General features: G+C 34.3%; 17 protein-coding genes and 1 riboswitch. Of the genes, 12 read left to right on the top strand and 5 right to left on the bottom strand.

The features are described from left to right. The first annotated feature begins 33 nt into the window (after window positions 1-33). Window positions 34-600: a hypothetical protein gene (locus MN187_RS08890; RefSeq protein ID WP_241699545.1), complete on the top strand. Its 567-nt coding sequence runs from the start codon at window positions 34-36 to the stop codon at window positions 598-600. 49 nt (window positions 601-649) lie between these two features. Here MN187_RS08890 and MN187_RS08885 read toward each other — a convergent pair whose 3' ends face one another. Beyond that, a complete protein-coding gene (locus tag MN187_RS08885; protein ID WP_117973577.1) occupies window positions 650-1,756 on the bottom strand; it encodes an ABC transporter ATP-binding protein in 1,107 nt (368 codons plus the stop codon). Between the two features lie 116 nt (window positions 1,757-1,872). Between MN187_RS08885 and MN187_RS08880 the strand changes: the two genes are divergently transcribed. The 4 genes from MN187_RS08880 to MN187_RS08865 all read left to right on the top strand — a co-directional run bounded on the left by MN187_RS08880 (window position 1,873) and on the right by MN187_RS08865 (window position 4,314). Beyond that, the gene (locus MN187_RS08880; RefSeq protein WP_242093867.1) at window positions 1,873-2,250 is read left to right on the top strand and encodes a methylglyoxal synthase; all 378 of its coding nucleotides are present in this window, start codon (window positions 1,873-1,875) and stop codon (window positions 2,248-2,250) included. A gap of 60 nt (window positions 2,251-2,310) precedes the next feature. Then, a riboswitch (THF riboswitch) is annotated at window positions 2,311-2,415 on the top strand. A 39-nt stretch (window positions 2,416-2,454) separates the two neighbouring features. Beyond that, window positions 2,455-2,979 carry a folate family ECF transporter S component gene (locus MN187_RS08875; RefSeq protein ID WP_117973573.1) on the top strand — a complete coding sequence of 175 codons (525 nt, stop codon included), beginning with the start codon at window positions 2,455-2,457 and terminating at the stop codon, window positions 2,977-2,979. An 88-nt stretch (window positions 2,980-3,067) separates the two neighbouring features. Further along, window positions 3,068-3,748 carry a YjjG family noncanonical pyrimidine nucleotidase gene (locus MN187_RS08870; protein ID WP_117973572.1) on the top strand — a complete coding sequence of 227 codons (681 nt, stop codon included), beginning with the start codon at window positions 3,068-3,070 and terminating at the stop codon, window positions 3,746-3,748. A gap of 74 nt (window positions 3,749-3,822) precedes the next feature. Next, window positions 3,823-4,314 carry an LURP-one-related family protein gene (locus MN187_RS08865; protein ID WP_117973570.1) on the top strand — a complete coding sequence of 164 codons (492 nt, stop codon included), beginning with the start codon at window positions 3,823-3,825 and terminating at the stop codon, window positions 4,312-4,314. 64 nt (window positions 4,315-4,378) lie between these two features. Here MN187_RS08865 and MN187_RS08860 read toward each other — a convergent pair whose 3' ends face one another. The 3 genes from MN187_RS08860 to MN187_RS08850 all read right to left on the bottom strand — a co-directional run bounded on the left by MN187_RS08860 (window position 4,379) and on the right by MN187_RS08850 (window position 8,383). Then, window positions 4,379-6,112, bottom strand: a complete 1,734-nt coding sequence (locus MN187_RS08860) for an ABC transporter ATP-binding protein (RefSeq protein WP_242093865.1) — start codon at window positions 6,110-6,112, stop codon at window positions 4,379-4,381. Then, window positions 6,113-7,822, bottom strand: coding sequence for an ABC transporter ATP-binding protein (locus MN187_RS08855; protein ID WP_233519202.1), 1,710 nt, complete (start codon window positions 7,820-7,822; stop codon window positions 6,113-6,115). It lies immediately after the preceding gene. A gap of 84 nt (window positions 7,823-7,906) precedes the next feature. Beyond that, the gene (locus MN187_RS08850; RefSeq protein WP_117973566.1) at window positions 7,907-8,383 is read right to left on the bottom strand and encodes a nucleoside 2-deoxyribosyltransferase; all 477 of its coding nucleotides are present in this window, start codon (window positions 8,381-8,383) and stop codon (window positions 7,907-7,909) included. 149 nt (window positions 8,384-8,532) lie between these two features. Here MN187_RS08850 and MN187_RS08845 point away from each other — a divergent pair, with 149 nt between their 5' ends. Further along, window positions 8,533-9,621 (top strand): 3D domain-containing protein, encoded by a 1,089-nt coding sequence (locus tag MN187_RS08845; RefSeq protein WP_242093862.1) that lies wholly within the window; start codon window positions 8,533-8,535, stop codon window positions 9,619-9,621. A gap of 41 nt (window positions 9,622-9,662) precedes the next feature. Here MN187_RS08845 and MN187_RS08840 read toward each other — a convergent pair whose 3' ends face one another. Further along, complete coding sequence (locus tag MN187_RS08840) at window positions 9,663-10,979, bottom strand: N-acetylmuramoyl-L-alanine amidase (protein ID WP_117973562.1); 1,317 nt, start codon at window positions 10,977-10,979, stop codon at window positions 9,663-9,665. A gap of 370 nt (window positions 10,980-11,349) precedes the next feature. On the opposite strand from MN187_RS08840, the gene aspS reads away from it, so the two are divergent. The 6 genes from aspS to MN187_RS08810 all read left to right on the top strand — a co-directional run bounded on the left by aspS (window position 11,350) and on the right by MN187_RS08810 (window position 18,300). Beyond that, a complete protein-coding gene (gene aspS / locus MN187_RS08835) occupies window positions 11,350-13,116 on the top strand; it encodes an aspartate--tRNA ligase (RefSeq protein ID WP_242093860.1) in 1,767 nt (588 codons plus the stop codon). A gap of 76 nt (window positions 13,117-13,192) precedes the next feature. Then, window positions 13,193-14,047, top strand: coding sequence for a YitT family protein (locus MN187_RS08830; RefSeq protein ID WP_241699559.1), 855 nt, complete (start codon window positions 13,193-13,195; stop codon window positions 14,045-14,047). A 404-nt stretch (window positions 14,048-14,451) separates the two neighbouring features. After that, window positions 14,452-15,456, top strand: coding sequence for an ABC transporter ATP-binding protein (locus MN187_RS08825; RefSeq protein ID WP_241699552.1), 1,005 nt, complete (start codon window positions 14,452-14,454; stop codon window positions 15,454-15,456). Then, window positions 15,453-16,403 carry an ATP-binding cassette domain-containing protein gene (locus MN187_RS08820; protein WP_117973556.1) on the top strand — a complete coding sequence of 317 codons (951 nt, stop codon included), beginning with the start codon at window positions 15,453-15,455 and terminating at the stop codon, window positions 16,401-16,403. The genes MN187_RS08825 and MN187_RS08820 overlap by 4 nt, the downstream gene beginning before the upstream one ends. Before the next feature lies 1 nt (window position 16,404). Further along, on the top strand, window positions 16,405-17,367 hold the full coding sequence (gene opp4B / locus MN187_RS08815; protein ID WP_071456144.1) for an oligopeptide ABC transporter permease: 963 nt from the start codon (window positions 16,405-16,407) through the stop codon (window positions 17,365-17,367). Between the two features lie 30 nt (window positions 17,368-17,397). Further along, window positions 17,398-18,300 (top strand): ABC transporter permease, encoded by a 903-nt coding sequence (locus MN187_RS08810; protein ID WP_117973554.1) that lies wholly within the window; start codon window positions 17,398-17,400, stop codon window positions 18,298-18,300. The last annotated feature ends 17 nt before the right edge of the window (window positions 18,301-18,317 follow it).

Here is an 18,317-nt window from a genome sequence, read left to right as displayed (position 1 = left end):
ATAAACAAATGATAAACGGAGTGAAAATAAAAAATGAAAAATAATTCGGTATTAAATATGACTTATGCAGCTTTTTTAATTGCGTTGGGGATTGTTATTCCAATGGTTATGCCAGTAAAAATCGTGATAGGACCTGCGTCTTATACTTTAGCCAGCCATGTACCAGTCATGCTAGCAATGTTCGTTTCTCCATTAGTTGCAGTGCTTGTGGCATTAGGGACAGCGTTTGGTTTCTTTATGACGACACCTTTTATTATTGGGATGAGAGCCTTATCTCATGTGATTTTTGCTTTTTTTGGTGCATTGTATTTACAAAAAAGACCTACTATCATACATTCACCTAAAAAAATGATGGTATTTAATATTGTTTTAGGACTAGCACATGCTTTATTTGAAACACTGATTGTGACAGTATTTTTTATGACAGATGGATTAGGTGAGGCAAGTTATACAATGGGATTCTTCCAGTCAGTCATTGTGTTAGTAGGATTGGGTGGTTTTGTCCATAGTTTGATTGATTTTTCTATTGCGTATATGATTGCTCAAAAAATAGGGACAAGATTTTCATTTCCAGTTTATTTAGCAGCAAAAAATAAATAAATAAAAGACCAAATTTTCTCTCAAATGAAAATTTGGCCTTTGTTATTTCTTATCTAATAACTTGTTCTGTTTGAGGATCAAAGAAGTGAGCCTTGTTTAAGTTGAAAGCTAATTCAATCACTTCTCCTGGACGATACGTTGATCGGGCATCCACTTTTGATATGAACTCTGTTTCACCCGTTTTTGTATAAAGCATTGTTTCAGCTCCAAGTAATTCTGATACAACTACTTCAGATTTAACAATACTATTTGGAGAAGCTTCTTTTGCAAGAATTTCACTATGGATATCTTCAGGGCGAATACCAAAAATTAATGGTTTGTTAACGTATCCTTGTTCACGTAAAATTTTGAATTTTCCTTCAGGCAACTGAACGTTTAAATCATGACCATCAGTGATATGCCCATCTTCTGTTAATTCAACGTTAAATATGTTCATAGCAGGAGAGCCGATGAATCCAGCGACAAATACATTGTTTGGTGTGTCATATACTTCTTTTGGTGTCCCAATTTGTTGGATAAAACCATCTTTCATAATAACAATGCGATCGGCCATAGTCATCGCTTCAGTTTGGTCATGGGTAACGTAAATAGTGGTTGTTTCCAAACGACGATGAAGTTTCGCGATTTCTGCACGCATTGCCACACGAAGTTTTGCGTCTAAGTTTGATAAAGGTTCATCCATTAAAAATACTTTAGCATCACGCACAATCGCACGACCTAATGCCACACGTTGTCGTTGTCCACCAGATAAAGCTGCGGGTTTTCGTTGTAAGTAATCTGTTAAACCAAGAATTTCACCAGCATTTTCGACACGTTTTCTGATTTCTTCTTTGTCATATTTACGAAGTTTTAAACCAAATGCCATATTATCGTAGACGGTCATATGAGGATATAACGCATAGTTTTGGAAAACCATCGCGATATCACGATCTTTTGGCGCAACGTCATTGACTAATTTATCACCAATCCAAAGTTCACCTTCTGAAATATCTTCAAGACCAGCTACCATACGTAATGTTGTTGATTTACCACAACCAGAAGGGCCAACAAACACGATAAATTCACGGTCTTCAATATGTAAATTAAAATCTGTAACAGAATAATTAGGGTTTCCATCATATTTTTTATAAATGTGTTTTAAAGCAATTTCTACCATAGTGTACTTCCTTCTTTCATTTGTTTTATTAAATACAGTATAATGAATTTAGTGATACGCTTACAATGTAAACATGCCTATATTTTTGGGCAATATGACGAAAGGGAGAGAAAAAGATGAAAATAGCACTGATAGCACACGATAAAAAGAAAAAAGAGATGGTCGAATTAACAAAAAAATTCGAGGAAGTATTAAGTATACATGAATTATTTGCCACAGGGACAACAGGACTTCGTATTCAAGAAGCAACGAAATTAAATGTTCATCGATTTAAATCAGGACCTCTAGGGGGAGACCAACAGATAGGCGCACGTGTTTCAGAAGGAGAGATGGATATGATCATTTTTCTAAGAGATCCGTTAACAGCCCAACCACATGAACCAGACGTGACTGCGTTGATTCGTCTAAGTGATGTCTATGAAATCCCTCTAGCAACAAATAAAAGTACAGCCGTGCTACTTTTTAAAGAATTAGAGAATTTGGCGAAAATTTGACTGGGATAGTCTTTATTGTAATTTTTTTCCATTATGATATAGTACGAATGTAAAACAAATAACAGAGTAGGAAATATAGCGTCAAGTGCTACTAGGATGGGATGTTGCTTAGTGGACGAAAAGTACAAGTGGTGTACTTGCGGCCTTATTTCTGCATTCGCTGCATAATGGATGTAGCAACTCTAAATAAAAGGAGATGCTAGGATGAGCAAAAATGATTTTACGCCAAAGTCAATTGCATTGATGGGAGTATTAATGGGGTTGCAAATCGTGTTAACACGATTTATTTCAATTCAAACACCGTTTGTTCGTATTAGTTTTACGTTTATTGCGGTTGTGTTGATGTGTATGATGTTCTCGCCACTTGTGGCAGGAATAGGAAATGCCTTAGCTGATTTTATTGGAATCACTCTATTTCCAGTAACAGCAGGATTTTTTCCAGGTTTTACGTTGTCAGCTTTTTTATCAGCCTTTTTATATGGATTATTCTATTATAAAAAAGAGATGACGCTAAAACGAATTATCACAGTCAATGTGATTGTGACAATTGTGGTAAATTTAGGGATGAACACATTTTGGCTATATTTAATGTATGGTCCAGGAATTGTTGCCAATATTCCAAGTCGTGTTGTGAGTTCACTGATTTTATTAGTGATTCATGTTATCGGGACTTATTGGTTAGCTAATGTCAAAGTTATACAAAAGCAATTAGTTAAATTTGCTTCATAAAAAAATCATACAAAAAGCAGAGTGTATATGGACACACTGCTTTTTTTTATGTTATAAAGTATCATATATAGAAAAAAGGAGGGTATACATGAAAAAATACCAATATATTATATTTGATATAGATAATACGTTGCTCGATTTTAGCCGTTCAGAGTATGACGCATTACAAAAAGTATTTGCTACTTATGGTGTTGTTTTTAATGAAAACACATTTAATCAATACAAAGAAATCAATCATGACTTGTGGGAGCAGTTAGAAGATGGTAAAATCAGTAAAGCAGTTGTTTTAAAGGAGCGTTTTAAACGATTCTTTTTAGCAAATAATATTGTTGTTGATGGTGTATTAGTTGATAAACAGTATCGAGGTTTTCTTGAAGAGAGAAATGATGTCATGAATGGGGCAATGAGTTTATTAACCCAATTAAAATCGAAAGGGTATACCATTTTTGCTGGAACAAATGGTGTTGGTCAGACACAACGCAAACGTCTAGCTAGTGCAAATATGACAGATTTATTTGATGGATTATATATTTCCGAGGAAGTTGGATTTGAAAAACCTGATGTTCGTTTTTTTGATTATATTTTTAATGATGCTAGAATAACAGATTTATCAAAAGTTGTGATGATTGGTGATAGTTTATCATCAGATATTGAAGGGGCAAATCGTGTCGGAATTGATTCTATATGGTTTAGTAATGGAGCTGAGACGTCAGATAAAACCTACACAAAAAAAGTAGATAACTTATCAGAAATTTTGGAATGTGTTTGACTCAAAAAAGGGTAACAGTTAGGTATGGGGAATTGTTTGATTGGTATAATAAAAGATTAAAGAGGTGTGCGTTTATGCGTCAACTATTTATGTTAAAAGAAGATTATACTAATGAAAACAAAAGAGAAATCATCACAAGAGAAGGAGATAAAGTTTATACAATCGAGTGTTTTGATGATAATGGATTAGCTTGTTATAGTGTATATAATAACAAACAAGAAGAAGTTGTTCGTGTTGAAAAACATATTGGATCAACTTTTCCATGTTTAGATGTTGTAGTTGATGAGCGTATTGCATTTACTGTAGAACAATCCGAGTCAATCTCAAAAATGTCATTTCAAATAACAAGTGATGATTTAGAAGTATACGATGATTGGTGGTCAATGGACTTTGACATCATGTCAGGTTATCGTAAAGTATCAAAAGTTCGTAATCGTTGGACAGGATTAGGCGATGCTTATGAAATCACTGTTTTTGAAAAATCAAGCGAACCAGAAACAATAGGCTTAATGTTGGCACTTGATTCAGTAAAAAAAATTGAAGCAAAAGTTAATATAGTAAAATAAAAAAACTCATTCTAGTTTAATTGTTAAGTAGTAAGCAATTAGCTAGAGTGAGTTTTTTAGTTTGTTAATGACTAAATTGTGAGTGGTAGAGACTAGAATAAGCACCATCTTTGTTTTTTAATAAGGAGTCGTGAGTTCCTGTCTCGATGATTTTTCCTTTATCCATCACAAGAATAATATCGGCTTTTTTAATTGTTGATAGACGATGAGCGATGATAAAACTAGTTTTTCCTGACATCATGTTATCAAAAGCTGTTTGGATATGTTGTTCTGTCAAGGTATCAATAGAACTTGTGGCCTCATCTAGTATAAGCATAGGAGGTTTACTAATCATCGTTCTCGCAATCGTAAATAATTGTTTTTGTCCTTCAGATAACAACACACCTGATTGCCCAATCATCGTATCAAATCCATGAGGCAATTGTTGAATAAAGTGATAGATATTTGCTTCTTCACAGGCTTTTATCACATCTTGTTTTGTTGCTTGTGTGTTACCAAACGTTAGATTGTCCCAAATAGTACCTTGGAATAACCAAGTTTCTTGTAACACCATTCCAAATGAGCGTCGCAATTCATCTTTTGGTATATCAGTGATTGGCACGGAATCAATCGTAATAACGCCTTTATCTAACGGATAAAAATTCATTAAAAGATTAACTAAGGTAGATTTACCTGCTCCTGTTTTCCCTACAATTGCCACTGTTTGTCCCTGTTTAACAGTTAAATTGAAATCTTCAATTAATGGTGATGCTGGATCATATGAGAAGTACACATGCGAAAAGGACACATTACCAATAGGTGTGAAAGGATGGGTTAGTTTTTTGACGTATGTTTCTTCTTCTGGTTCATCTAGTAAGTCGTTGATACGTTTAATACTCGAAAAAGCTGTTTGAAGTTGTGTTGTGATACTTGATAGTTCAATTAACGGTTTTGAAAACTGTCCTGAATAAATAATAAAACTAGATAGCATTCCTAAAGATAATGGTAATGAAATATTAATAATAAGTAGCCCACTCACTAAACCAATTAATAAATAGCCCATGTGATCGATAAAACGAGATAAAGGATTTGTCAGAGAAGAAATGAATTGTGCTTGTTGCCCAGTTTGTTGCAATTCAAGATTCATGTCTTGAAATTGTTGAATAACGGTTTCTTCATATTCATAAGACTTAATCGTTTTTAAATGGCTAAATTGTTCATTGATATAGCCAGACATTTTTCCCAGTAATTGCTGTTGTGCGTTGAAATATCGCTGTCCTTTTTTTGCTATCATCACATTAACTAAAAACATACCTGCTGTTATCAAGAGAATTACACCAGTTAATATAACGTTTAAAGATAGCATAATACCCAGTGCCACGATGATAATCGTTATGCTTGGAAATAGTTGATTAAATAAAGCCAGTAGAGCTTCTGAAATATAATCTAAATCCGTACTAAATCGGTTCATCGTGTCACCATGTGAATGTGTATCAAAATAATTTATCGGTAATTTATTTAGCTTATGGTATCCTTTTTTTCTTACTTCCTTCATAGAAGTATAGGCGATATGCTGACTGATTCGCTGTAAGAAATAAAAACTACTCGCCGCTAGACAAGTCAAAACGATAATGAGAAAAATCTGTGTTACTAACCCCGTCTTAGATGATAGCGTCATACTATCAATTGCTTTACCAATATACATGGTGACCAATACACTACTCAGGCCGTACAGAAAACTCAAACAAGCATTTAAGATAATCGCTTTTTTGAAAGGTTTTAGATAAGGAGAGAAAGTTGAAAGTGTTTGTTTAAACATTTAGTTATCCCCCTTTTCTTGAGATGTCACAATTTGTTGGTAAAATTGTGATTGCTTCATCAAGTTTTGATGCGTTCCTTGAGCGACTATTTCACCTTGATTTAAGACTAGTAAATGGTCTGCTTCTTTAACAGAAGAGATGCGTTGCGACACGATAATGCTATTTTTGATAAAATCAAGTCTTGCTAACGTTTGTCGAATAGCTAAATCCGTTTTATAATCTAAAGCACTTAAAGCATCATCTAAAATTAGAATACTTGGTTGAGAAATCAACGCTCTGGCAATTGCCAAACGTTGTCTTTGGCCTCCTGAAAAATTTGTCCCGTTTTCAGCAGTTGGCATACTTAAGTCATCAACGAACTCTAAACAGTCAGCCCACTCTAGTGCTCTCCAACAATCTTTTTCCGTTGCATTTGGGAATCCCATTTTTAAGTTACTCTCAATCGTTCCTGAAAAAATGACACTTTTTTGTGATACATAACCGATAGAATGTATGACTTCTCCTGAGGTTAAATCAAGTAGGTTCATATTATCTAAGAGAATAGTCCCGTCAGTTGGAAGATAAAATTTTTGAATTAATTCAATTAACGTTGTCTTACCACATCCGGTAGGTCCAACAATCCCAAGTTGTGTCCCTTTTTTTAAATCGAATTGAATCTTTCTTAACACGTCTTGAGATGAACTAGGGTAATGAAAGGATACACCTTGAAAAGATAACGTGTTTTCTGATTCAAATGGTAATACTTTATCTAGAGGTTGTGTTTGAACTTTCGGTGTTGTATTAAGTATTTCCTCGACCCGTTTTTTAGCTGAAAAAGCTCGTACGAAAATGGTCACTAAATTTGCTACAACAATTAAGGCAGCTAGCAGTTGTAGCATGTAGTTGATTAAAGCTACAATATCTCCTGTTTGAAGTTGTCCGACAGATACATTAATATCACCAACCCATAAGATTAGAGCAATAATCATATTTGTCATAAACAAGGTTAGGGGAGACATAAGAGCAGATAGTTTTGTCATATCAATGTAGCGATTGGCTAACTTTTCGCTGACCTCAGCTGATTTATCTTCCATTTTTTTTTCATTGGCAAAGGCACGAATAACTTTGACACCGGTAAGTTGTTCGCTAGTAACAGTATTTAATTCATCAATAGATGATAACACTTGTTGGTATTTTGGTACTGTTTTGCTCATTAAAATGTATAGAATAAATGAAAAAATAGGAACAGTTAACAAGAAAATAAATCCCATTGATGTATTGATGGTAAAGGCCATGACGATAGAGCCAATACTAAGGAATGGTGCACGAATAACTAGACGGATGAGCATGGCTAACGCTAGTTGTAATTGATTGACGTCGTTAATGGTTCTAGTTAAAAATGTGTCAGGTCCAAATTCATCAATTTCAGTATGAGAAAATTGTGTGATTTTTTTTACAACAGCTAAACGTAATTCTGTTCCAAAACCTTGAGACGCAACAGCTGCATAATATTGGCAAACTAGGACGCATAAAAGCCCAAGTATAGACAAACCTAACATGTATAAAGTAGCAGCGTAGACAACCGATATGTTTTGTTCTCGAATCCCTGAATCAATTAAATAAGCCATAAATAGTGGGAGTGTTAATTCGAAGATTGCTTCCATCAATTTAAAAGCAGGGCCAAGTATTAATTGTTTTTTATATTTTTTAGCATAAGAAAATACAGACAAGTTGAGCACTTCCTTTCTTTAATTAGGTTAACATGATTTTAGCGAACATCCTATAACCAAATACGGTAAAAGATGCTCGCTAAATTAGATGTATGTGGCGATCGTTTTTAATAACAATTCTTCAGAATTAACCACGACGCCATTTAGTTTAATTAACCCAATCGTGTAAAGGTTAACATAAGGGAATTGAGACTCTGCTACATCTTGCAATGCTGTTATTTTTTGCTGATTATCAGCACCTTGTTGTCTACTGTCTGTGAACAAACCGATTATTGGGACGCCAGCTTGATAAGCCACGCCGATTTCTGTTGCTACACCAACATCTATGCTTTGACCATCAAGAACAGCAATCATTAAATCGCTATTTAATAGAGCATTTGTATCATAAGTTGCAATCATTTTTGAGTCAGCATAACTATTTTTATCATTTATCTCCATTTGCTCTTGAGGTAAATACACAGAAACCTCTTTGTAAGATTCTCTGATTTGTTTTACAAGCCACTCGTTGTAATTTTTTTCCATTGTTGAGAATAAGGGACTAGCAAAGTATATATTTGTCATCAAACCACTCCTTACTATTACATTTATATAATACAATACCCTAATTTGTAATAATTTGTAAAGAGAATGTCATATTAAGCAAGAGCCATTCTTGTATAATTGGGAAAGATAAAAAGTGAACGTTATTAATTGAAAGGTGTTGGCGATTGTTGAATTATAGGAAAACTATAACTGGTCTATTGTGCTTTGTCATGCTAACAAGCATGCCAGTTTCGTTATTTGCAGCAACGAAAGAAGAAGACGTGAAAAAACAAAGTGTTGAGATTAGTGAAAAAATCGATAGTGCACTTGATAATGTAAATAAAAATTATAGAGATTTAGAAAATTTAAAATCAGAGGTAGTTAATACTGAAACTAAAATATTATCTACACAACAGCAAATTGAAAAAACAAAACGTAGTATGGATAAACGCAAAGAATTGATCGCTTCTCGTATGAAGACAATCCAAACAAATCAACAAAGTACTAAAATGGTTGATACGTTATTAAACGCTAATAGTGTGTCAGATTTTATTAATCGTGCTTATGCAATGTCAGTTTTACAAACAGCTGAAAAATCTAAAATTGATACATTAGAAACAGATACGGAAAAGTTGGAAAAATTAAGAGAAGAATTAGTGATGGACCAACAAATGTTATCTGAAAAGCAATCCAAAGTAGAAACAGATAAAGCAGCATTAGAATCACAAGTAAACGATTTAAAAAAAGAACTGGCTGATAATGAAGCAACATTGAAAAAGTTATCGGAAGAACGTGTCATAAAAGAAGCTCAAGCAGCTAAAGAAAAAGAATTGGCTAAAAAAGCACAAGAGGCTAAAGAAACAACCAAAGTAAATACTAATAATTCTTCTTCAATGAACGAAATAGCTAAATCAGAAAATAATAATAAGACAGAAGTAACTAATTCTACCAACGCAACACCTGTATCCACAGATAAACCAGCGTCAAGTGGTAATGGACGGGTTTTAACTATGCAATCGACAGCTTATTCATATAGTGAAGCTGGATTAACACCTTACACAGCAACCGGAATTGATTTAAGACAAAACTCTCGTGTTATTGCAGTTGATCCAAGTGTAATTCCGTTAAACTCACTAGTAGAAGTGTCTGGATATGGATTTGCTGTTGCTGGAGATACAGGTGGAGCCATTAAAGGCAATATTATTGATGTTCATTTTAGTACAGTAGCAGAATGTTTACAGTGGGGAAGACGAACAGTCACAGTAACTGTTCAATAAAAAAAGTATCAACCAACGAGTCATGTGTTGGTTGATACTTTTTAGTTTTCAGCACCTTTACTGCTTTTTTCTTCTATGTAATGCATTAGGCCATCATACACTGCTTCACCGATTTTTTGATGGTATTTTTTATTCGTAATATAAGAAGCATCAAAATCATTATTGATATATCCTAATTCAAGTAAAACAGCGGGTTTCGAATTTTCTCTTAGAACTTGGTAGTCTTGTTTTCCAAAACCTCTGTTATCTAATGGTAAAATATTGGCAATACTATCATTTATTGATTGAGCTAACATTTTACTGCCATCTTTTCTGTAAAAAGTTGTGGTTCCAGAAGCAGTATTTGGTTGTGCGCTAGAATCATAGTGGAAACTAATAAACGCATTTGCTTGACTAGAAGAACTAATTTTTCCAATATCTGTTAGTGAAACAAATTTATCTGTATCATGAGTCATTAAAACATTAAATCCATGAGACTGTAATTCTTTTCTCACAGCTAGTGCTGTCTTTAATGTAACATCTTTTTCAAATGTTATACCATCTGTTGTTTGAGCACCTGGGTCATCCCCACCATGACCGGGATCTAACATAATGGTAAATTCTGGCATTGGGATACCTGGCTTTTCCTCTTTGCTAGATATTTTCCTAGAAGTAACTTGCCAGGAGTTGAGAAAACCAGTTTTTCCATCTTTTGTTTTTACTTTCATCCAACCATTTTCGGTTTCAGATACATAGGTAAGAGAATCGCCATATTTTAATAAGTTACCTTTTTTACTGGAAGTTGAATGATCATTCATTAAAAAGGCAGAGGTAGTTGCAATATGGAGAGATTGATTGTCTTTATATTTATTGGGACGATTTTTTTGAATGGTTAAGCAATCATTTGGTACCCAGCCATAATCACCACCACTATAAATCCTTACCCATCCATTTAGCTCAAGGGTTGCATTGACGTACTCATTCTTTTTTAGCGTTTTAATTGTTTGACTATTTTCTGAGTTTTCTTTTTTTAGTTCGATGTTTCGTTTAGATATTAAAGCACTAAGGTTAGTGTATGGTCCACTCGTTCCATCAAATAGTAACCAATCTGGTACCCAGCCAACCGTTTTATCAGATGTCTGTATTTTATACCAGTTGTTTTTTTGATCAGAAATGGTCACTTTGTCTTCTTTATGTACTTGTGTAATGACAGTGGAAAAAGCATCAGGCTTCTCTCTAACGTTTAAAGCGGTTGTTCCCACAGTTGCAATTTGGCTATTCCCCCGCATGTAATAGAAGCCGATAAAAACAAGGGTAATGACTAAAGTATTAATGATGAACATTTTTATCGTGCGATTTATTGATTTTGTGTTTTTCACATGGTTTACCTCATTGGTTTATTAATAAAGAATATTATAGCAAAAAAAAGGAAAGATGAGTAGTGAGTTCTCCTATTGTATCTTGACTTTTTGTACAAATTTTAGTATTTTAAAGTAGAGTATCGATGAAAGAGACGTGCCTTTTTTCCCGACAGAGAGAATGAATCTGGTGAAATCATTCATAAAAAGGACTGACACTCTGGAGATGGGTAGTAAGATACCCCGCTAACGAGCGTTATATCGTTTAGAGAAAAAAGTTCTTGAACTTTTTAAAAAATAGGTGGTACCACGTGTAAGTAATTATTCGTCCTTGTTATGATATAACAGGGGCTTTTTTTTATGAATGATTAATTTTAAGGAGAGAGATAATATGCAAGAAAGAACAACGTATTGTGGGTTAGTATCGGAAAAAGATCTAGATAAAGAAGTTGTAGTAAAAGGTTGGGTGCAAAAACGCCGTGACTTAGGTGGATTGATTTTTATTGATTTAAGAGACAGAGAAGGAATCGTCCAAGTGGTCTTTAATCCAGAAGTATCACAAGAAGCATTAGACATTGCTGATTCATGTCGAAGTGAATATGTGATTGGTGTTAGAGGTAAGGTAGTAGAGAGAACAGGCTCGTCTATTAATCCTCGAATGAAGACAGGTAAAGTAGAAATTATTGCTGAGGACATCATGGTATATAATGAAGCAAAGACACCACCATTTGTCATTGAAGACGATCAAACGATTAGTGATGATGTGCGTATGAAATATCGTTATATGGATATTAGACGCCCATCTATGTTAAATAATTTAAAATTAAGACATCATGTTACACGAGTTATTCGTGAATTTTTAAATGACAATGGCTTTTTAGATGTGGAAACACCTTATTTAAATAAATCGACACCAGAAGGGGCAAGAGATTATTTAGTTCCTTCACGTGTTCATCCAGGACACTTTTATGCTCTACCACAGTCTCCACAAACTACAAAACAATTATTAATGGGAGCAGGTATCGATCGTTACTACCAAATTGTTCGTTGTTTTAGGGATGAAGATTTACGTGGTGATCGCCAACCAGAATTTACGCAAGTTGATATTGAAACAAGTTTCTTAACCGAAGAAGACATCCAAAATTATACTGAAAATATGTTATCAAAAGTAATGAAAGATGTTATGGGAATTGATATTCCACTGCCATTTCCACGTATGACGTATGATGATTCAATGGCTCGATTTGGTAGCGATAAACCTGATACACGATTTGATATGGAATTAATTGACATGAAGGATACTGTCAAAGACATTGAATTTAAAGTGTTCCAAAATGCATTGAACGCAAATGGTGCTGTCAAAGCATTAAATGCTAAACAAGCTGCAAGTAAGTATTCACGTAAAGACTTGGATAAACTAGGTGAATGGTTATCTCAGTTTGGTGCTAAAGGTTTAGCATGGGTCAAAGTAGAAGAAGATGGGCTAAAAGGACCAATCGCGAAGTTTTTAGTAGACTCAAGCGAAAAAATTATTGATGTGACAGAGGCAGAGGTTGGCGATTTATTATTATTCTGCGCCGACACTGAATCAATTGTCGCAGCATCACTAGGTGCATTAAGAAATCGTTTAGGAAAAGAGTTAGACTTAATAGATCCAGATAAATTTAATTTCTTATGGGTAGTAGACTGGCCATTATTTGAATATTCTGAAGAAGAAGACCGTTTTGTAGCAGCACATCATCCATTTACAATGCCAAAGGAAAGTGACATTGAATTATTAGAAACATCACCTGAAAAAGTTTACGCCAAAGCCTATGATGTGGTACTAAATGGTTATGAGCTTGGAGGGGGTTCTTTGAGAATTTACCAACGAGATTTACAAGAGAAAATGTTTAAAGCGTTAGGTTTTACGAAAGAATCAGCTGAATCTCAATTTGGTTTTCTTTTAGATGCATTAGATTATGGATTCCCACCACATGGGGGAATTGCTTTAGGGCTAGATCGTTTAGTTATGTTACTTGCTAAAAAAGATAATATTCGTGAGGTAATAGCTTTTCCTAAAAATAGTAAAGCAGCTGATTTGATGACATCTGCACCAAGTATGGCATCAACAGAACAACTAGCTGAGCTATCATTAAACGTTGAAATAGATGAGTAGAATTATGCCACTTAATTAGTCAATAAATCGAGGAGAGGCGCAATCAGTGGAAAGATTAAAAACGTGTAAAGAATATATGAGCGACAATGGGTATATGGAAAAAGTTTCTATGGCTGTTGTTAATGGTATTTTACAAGCAATTGCACTAAATTTATTTTGGAGACCTGGACATATTTATGCCAGTGGTATTACAGGTTTAGGGCAGATTATTGTCACGTTAGCCGAAAAGGTATCAGGTATTGAATTGCCTATGGGTGTTGTATTGTATTGCTTAAATATTCCGCTGTTTATATTAGCGTGGATAATGTTGAGTAGAAAATTTACTATTTTTACGATGATTTCTGTATTTATGACAGCTTTTTTTGTACAGGTTATTCCTATTACAGTGTTATCGACCGATCCTATTATTTGTGCCATTTTTGGTGGAGGAATATGTGGTTTGGGAGTAGGATTAGCGCTTCGTAGTGGCTTATCTTCGGGTGGATTAGATATTGTTAGTATGACAATTAGAAAACTAACTGGTCGAAATGTTGGATCATTAAATATCATTTTTAATGCCTGTATTATTTTAACATCAGGTTATTTGTTTGGTTGGCCATATTCATTTTACAGTGCTTTTTCTATTTTTGTGAATGGCAAAGTAGTCGATATGGTATTTACTAAGCAAAAAAAAATGCAAGTTATGATTATTACAAGTAAGCCACAAACTGTCGTAGATGAGTTACAATCTAGGATACGTCGAGGTATTACTATTTTAAATGATGCAGAAGGAGCATTTTCTCATCATGAACAAAAAGTATTATTAACTGTATTGACGCGCGATCAAATCCCTATGCTACAACATGCAATGGAGAAAGCAGATCCAAAAGCCTTTGTTAGTATATCCGAGAATGTAACTATTATGGGGAATTTCTATGAAACGATTGATTAGCTGAGAACTAAAATAAATTTTTTCCCTTTAGGTCATTAGAAAATGAGAAAGCAGTTATATTAATACTTAAATCCCTAATTTTTTAAAAGAAAATAACTTATTTTTACAAGAAAAGATTAAAAGGTTGGTACTGAAAACGTTTTTGTATTAGAATGTTTGTGAAATTCAAAAAGATACCTTTAAATTATGAGATTAGTAGTATATAATGAGTTTAATATCATTTAATTTTAATTTTAAATTAATTTAATTGCTATTAAAACTATTGCTTAATCATTCGTTTTCTAATATAATTATAAGATATCTTAATAGTTTTCATCTATTAAGTATATAGATATTATTAAAAATGAAGAGTTATATGTACAAATAAAATCAGTACGGGAATAATATAAGAAAGGAGAATTCTATTGTTTGTTGACAACAAATTATTAGACGTGAGAAATTTACATACGGGATTTCGAATCAAAGACAATTTTTATGATGCAGTAGATGACGTGTCAATTACATTAGACAAAAATGAAATTTTAGCAATTGTTGGAGAATCTGGTTGTGGGAAAAGCACATTAGCAATGACCATAATGGGGTTACAAGATCCAAAAAATACTAGAATTACTGGGGATATCGTCTACAACGATTTAAATCTTGTAGGTCTATCCGAAACGCTTTATAACAAGATTAGAGGAAATGATATCGGGATGATTTTCCAAGATCCATTGTCAGCGTTAAATCCATTAATGCGTATAGGAGATCAAATTTCAGAAGCGTTGTTTTATCATACAGATTTAGATGAAAAACAACGGACTGAACGTGCGATTGAGTTATTAAATCAAGTAGGTATTGTCAATCCTGAACGTGTGGCAAAACAATATCCACATGAATTGTCCGGTGGGATGAGACAACGTGTTATCATCGCTATCGCTATTTCTTGTAAACCACCAATTATTATTGCCGATGAACCTACTACTGCGCTTGATGTAACCATTCAAGCACAAATTTTAGACTTATTAGGAGATTTACAAGAGGAAACAGAAGCCGGCATTATTTTGATTACTCACGATTTAGGTGTGGTAGCTGAGACAGCAGATAGAGTCGCTGTTATGTATGGTGGTCAAATTGTAGAAGAAGCACCTGTTGATGTTTTATTCTCTAATCCACAACATCCTTATACACGCTCGTTACTGAACTCAATTCCACAAGAAGACGCACATGACTCTGAATTACATGTTATCGAGGGAGTGGTTCCTTCATTAAAAAATATGCCACGTACAGGTTGCCGATTTGCCGCTCGTATTCCTTGGATACCAGAAGATGAGCACGAGGAACAACCAACGTTGCATGAAGTTGAACCAGGACACTTTGTTCGATGCACATGTTACAAACATTTCCACTTTAGAGAAGAAGGTGACGCATAATGGGACTAATAGAAATAAAAGATTTAAAAGTGCATTACCCAATTCGTGGAGGATTTTTAAATAAAGTTGTTGATTATGTTTATGCTGTTGATGGTGTTGACTTTGAAATTGAAGCAGGAAAAACATACGGTTTAGTTGGAGAGTCTGGTTCAGGCAAATCAACCATTGGTAAAACAATTGTGGGTCTTGAAAAAGCAACAGCCGGAGAAATTTTATTTGAAAACACAAATGTTGTTTCAAAAAGAGCAAGAAAATCAATTGGCTATAATAAAGATGTGCAAATGATTTTCCAAGATTCAATGTCAAGTTTAAATCCTAAGAAACGTGTATTGGATATTATTGCTGAACCCATTCGAAACTTCGAAAACTTATCTGTTCAAGAAGAAAAGAAACGTGTTCAAAACTTGTTAGATATTGTTGGTATGCCAACAGATGCACTATATAAGTACCCACATGAGTTTTCTGGTGGTCAAAGACAACGTTTAGGTGTGGCACGAGCTGTTGCAACGAATCCTAAATTAATCATTGCCGATGAGCCAGTATCAGCTCTTGACTTATCAGTTCAAGCACAGGTACTTAACTTCATGAAACGTATTCAGGAAGAATATAATTTGAGTTATTTATTTATCTCTCACGATTTAGGTGTGGTAAAACACATGTGTGACAATATTGCGATTATGAATCATGGTCGTTTTGTTGAAATCGGAACGCGTGAAGATATTTATAATAATCCACAACATATTTATACAAAACGCTTACTGTCTGCCATTCCTAAGATTGATGTAGAAAACCGTGATAAGCATAAACAAGAGCGTCGAAAAGTGGAACAAGATTTCCGAGACTTATACAGCCAGTACTATGATGAAAATGGTCGTGTATATGACTTGAAAACTATTAGTCCAACTCATCAGGCAGCAATTAAGACAACTGAAGGGGGAGGACAATGATATGTGGAAAACAATATTAAGACGTGTACTATTAATGATTCCACAAATTTTTGTGTTGAGTCTGTTTATCTTTTTATTAGCAAAAGCTATGCCGGGAGATCCGTTTACTGGATTAATTAATCCTAATATGGACCCTGCGACAATCGATCGAATGCGTGAAGCAGCAGGATTAAATAATCCTTGGTATATTCAGTATTTTGATTGGATAACCAATGCGTTTAAAGGTGATTTTGGACAAAGTTTCTTATATAAACTACCTGTAAGTGATATTATTGGTTCTCGTGTTGGGAATACCATTTACTTGTCATTATTAACAGTTATTATTACATATGCAATTGCCTTACCTTTAGGATTAGTCTCAGGTCGTTATCAAAACTCTTGGTTTGATAAAGCAGTTGTCGTTTATAACTTTGTCAGCTTTGCTGTTCCAATCTTTATCTTCGCGTTACTGATGCTATTTGTCTTTGGTTACCGTTTAGAATGGTTCCCAACAACGGGATCAGTGGCAACAGGATTAGAACCGGGGTCATTACAATATGTGATGAGTCGCTTGTATCACATGATTTTACCAGCCATTACACAAGCGTTACTTGCAACAGCCGTAACGATTCAATACTTACGTAATGAAGTCATTGATGCAAAACAATTAGATTTTGTTCGTACAGCAAGAGCAAAAGGTGTACCGACTAATAAAGTCTTTACACATCATATTTTTAGAAATGCCTCTTTACCAATAGCAGCCCAATTAAGTTATGAAATTACTGCCTTAATTAGTGGGTCAGTTGTTATTGAACAAACCTTTGCTTATCCAGGTATTGGTAAATTGTTTATTGATGCAATCAATGGACGTGACTACTCAGTGATTACAGCCATAGTATTAATACTAGGTATTGTCACAATTATCGGAAATCTAATTTCAGATATTGTCATGAGTATCGTCGATCCTCGTATTCGTATCCAGTAACAAACCAATAGTTAAGAAAGGAGACTCGCTATGAGTAAAGAAAAAAAAGAAGCAACTGTAGAAGCTGTTAGTGTTCCACCAACAGGTTTTAAAATGATTGCTCGAGAATTTAAAAAAGATAAATTAGCATTATTTTCATTAGCGTTATTAGTTATTATCTTTGCAGTTATTTTTATCGGAGCACTTGTTTTAGATAAAGATGCTGTAATGAAAGTAAGTATCTTAGATAAATATGCTGCCCCAGGTAATGGCTACCTATTAGGTGCTGACGAAGGTGGGCGTGATGTTTTTGGACAATTGATCATTGGTGCTCGTAACTCTGTTGTTATTGGGTTTTCAATTACTATTTTGACATCAATCATTGGTGTGGGATTAGGGATTGTTGCAGGGTACTATGGTGGTATGGTAGATAGTATCATTATGCGAATTGTTGATTTTATCATGATTTTACCCATTATGATGATTATCATTGTGTTTGTTACAATTGTTCCAAGCTATAATGTATTTTCTTTTATTATGATTATGAGTTCATTCTATTGGGTCGCAAAAGCGCGTCTCTTTAGAGGAAAGACACTATCTGAAGTACGTCGTGATTACATCAGTGCATCAAAAACACTTGGGACAAGTGATTTCAAGATAATGTTTGGTGAATTGATGCCAAACTTAAGCTCATTAATTATTACAAATTTGACGATGAACTTTGCAGGCAACATCGGGATTGAAACAACGTTGTCATACTTAGGATTTGGATTACCACAATCAACACCTAGTTTAGGAACATTGATTGGGTATGCGTCAAATGGTGTCGTTTTATCAGATATGACTTGGGTATGGGCGCCAGCGTCTGTATTAATTCTTGTCATGATGTTATGTATCAACTACGTTGGTCAAGCATTGAAGCGTTCAGCGGATGCACGTCAACGTTTAGGATAAAAAAATCTAAGGGGGAT

It is taken from the genome of Vagococcus sp. CY52-2, assembly GCF_022655055.1.
GTDB lineage: Bacteria > Bacillota > Bacilli > Lactobacillales > Vagococcaceae > Vagococcus.
This window is presented reverse-complemented; position numbering and strand designations above follow the sequence as displayed.

What these genes read in the sequence shown, in the direction of transcription:
- MN187_RS08865 (WP_117973570.1), top strand. Translation starts at nt 3,823, where the DNA reads ATGCGTCAACTATTTATGTTAAAAGAAGATTATACTAATGAAAACAAA.
- MN187_RS08885 (WP_117973577.1), bottom strand. Translation starts at nt 1,756, where the DNA reads ATGGTAGAAATTGCTTTAAAACACATTTATAAAAAATATGATGGAAAC.
- opp4B (WP_071456144.1), top strand. Translation starts at nt 16,405, where the DNA reads ATGTGGAAAACAATATTAAGACGTGTACTATTAATGATTCCACAAATT.
- MN187_RS08880 (WP_242093867.1), top strand. Translation starts at nt 1,873, where the DNA reads ATGAAAATAGCACTGATAGCACACGATAAAAAGAAAAAAGAGATGGTC.
- MN187_RS08810 (WP_117973554.1), top strand. Translation starts at nt 17,398, where the DNA reads ATGAGTAAAGAAAAAAAAGAAGCAACTGTAGAAGCTGTTAGTGTTCCA.
- MN187_RS08870 (WP_117973572.1), top strand. Translation starts at nt 3,068, where the DNA reads ATGAAAAAATACCAATATATTATATTTGATATAGATAATACGTTGCTC.
- MN187_RS08830 (WP_241699559.1), top strand. Translation starts at nt 13,193, where the DNA reads ATGAGCGACAATGGGTATATGGAAAAAGTTTCTATGGCTGTTGTTAAT.
- aspS (WP_242093860.1), top strand. Translation starts at nt 11,350, where the DNA reads ATGCAAGAAAGAACAACGTATTGTGGGTTAGTATCGGAAAAAGATCTA.
- MN187_RS08875 (WP_117973573.1), top strand. Translation starts at nt 2,455, where the DNA reads ATGAGCAAAAATGATTTTACGCCAAAGTCAATTGCATTGATGGGAGTA.
- MN187_RS08890 (WP_241699545.1), top strand. Translation starts at nt 34, where the DNA reads ATGAAAAATAATTCGGTATTAAATATGACTTATGCAGCTTTTTTAATT.
- MN187_RS08850 (WP_117973566.1), bottom strand. Translation starts at nt 8,383, where the DNA reads ATGACAAATATATACTTTGCTAGTCCCTTATTCTCAACAATGGAAAAA.
- MN187_RS08860 (WP_242093865.1), bottom strand. Translation starts at nt 6,112, where the DNA reads ATGTTTAAACAAACACTTTCAACTTTCTCTCCTTATCTAAAACCTTTC.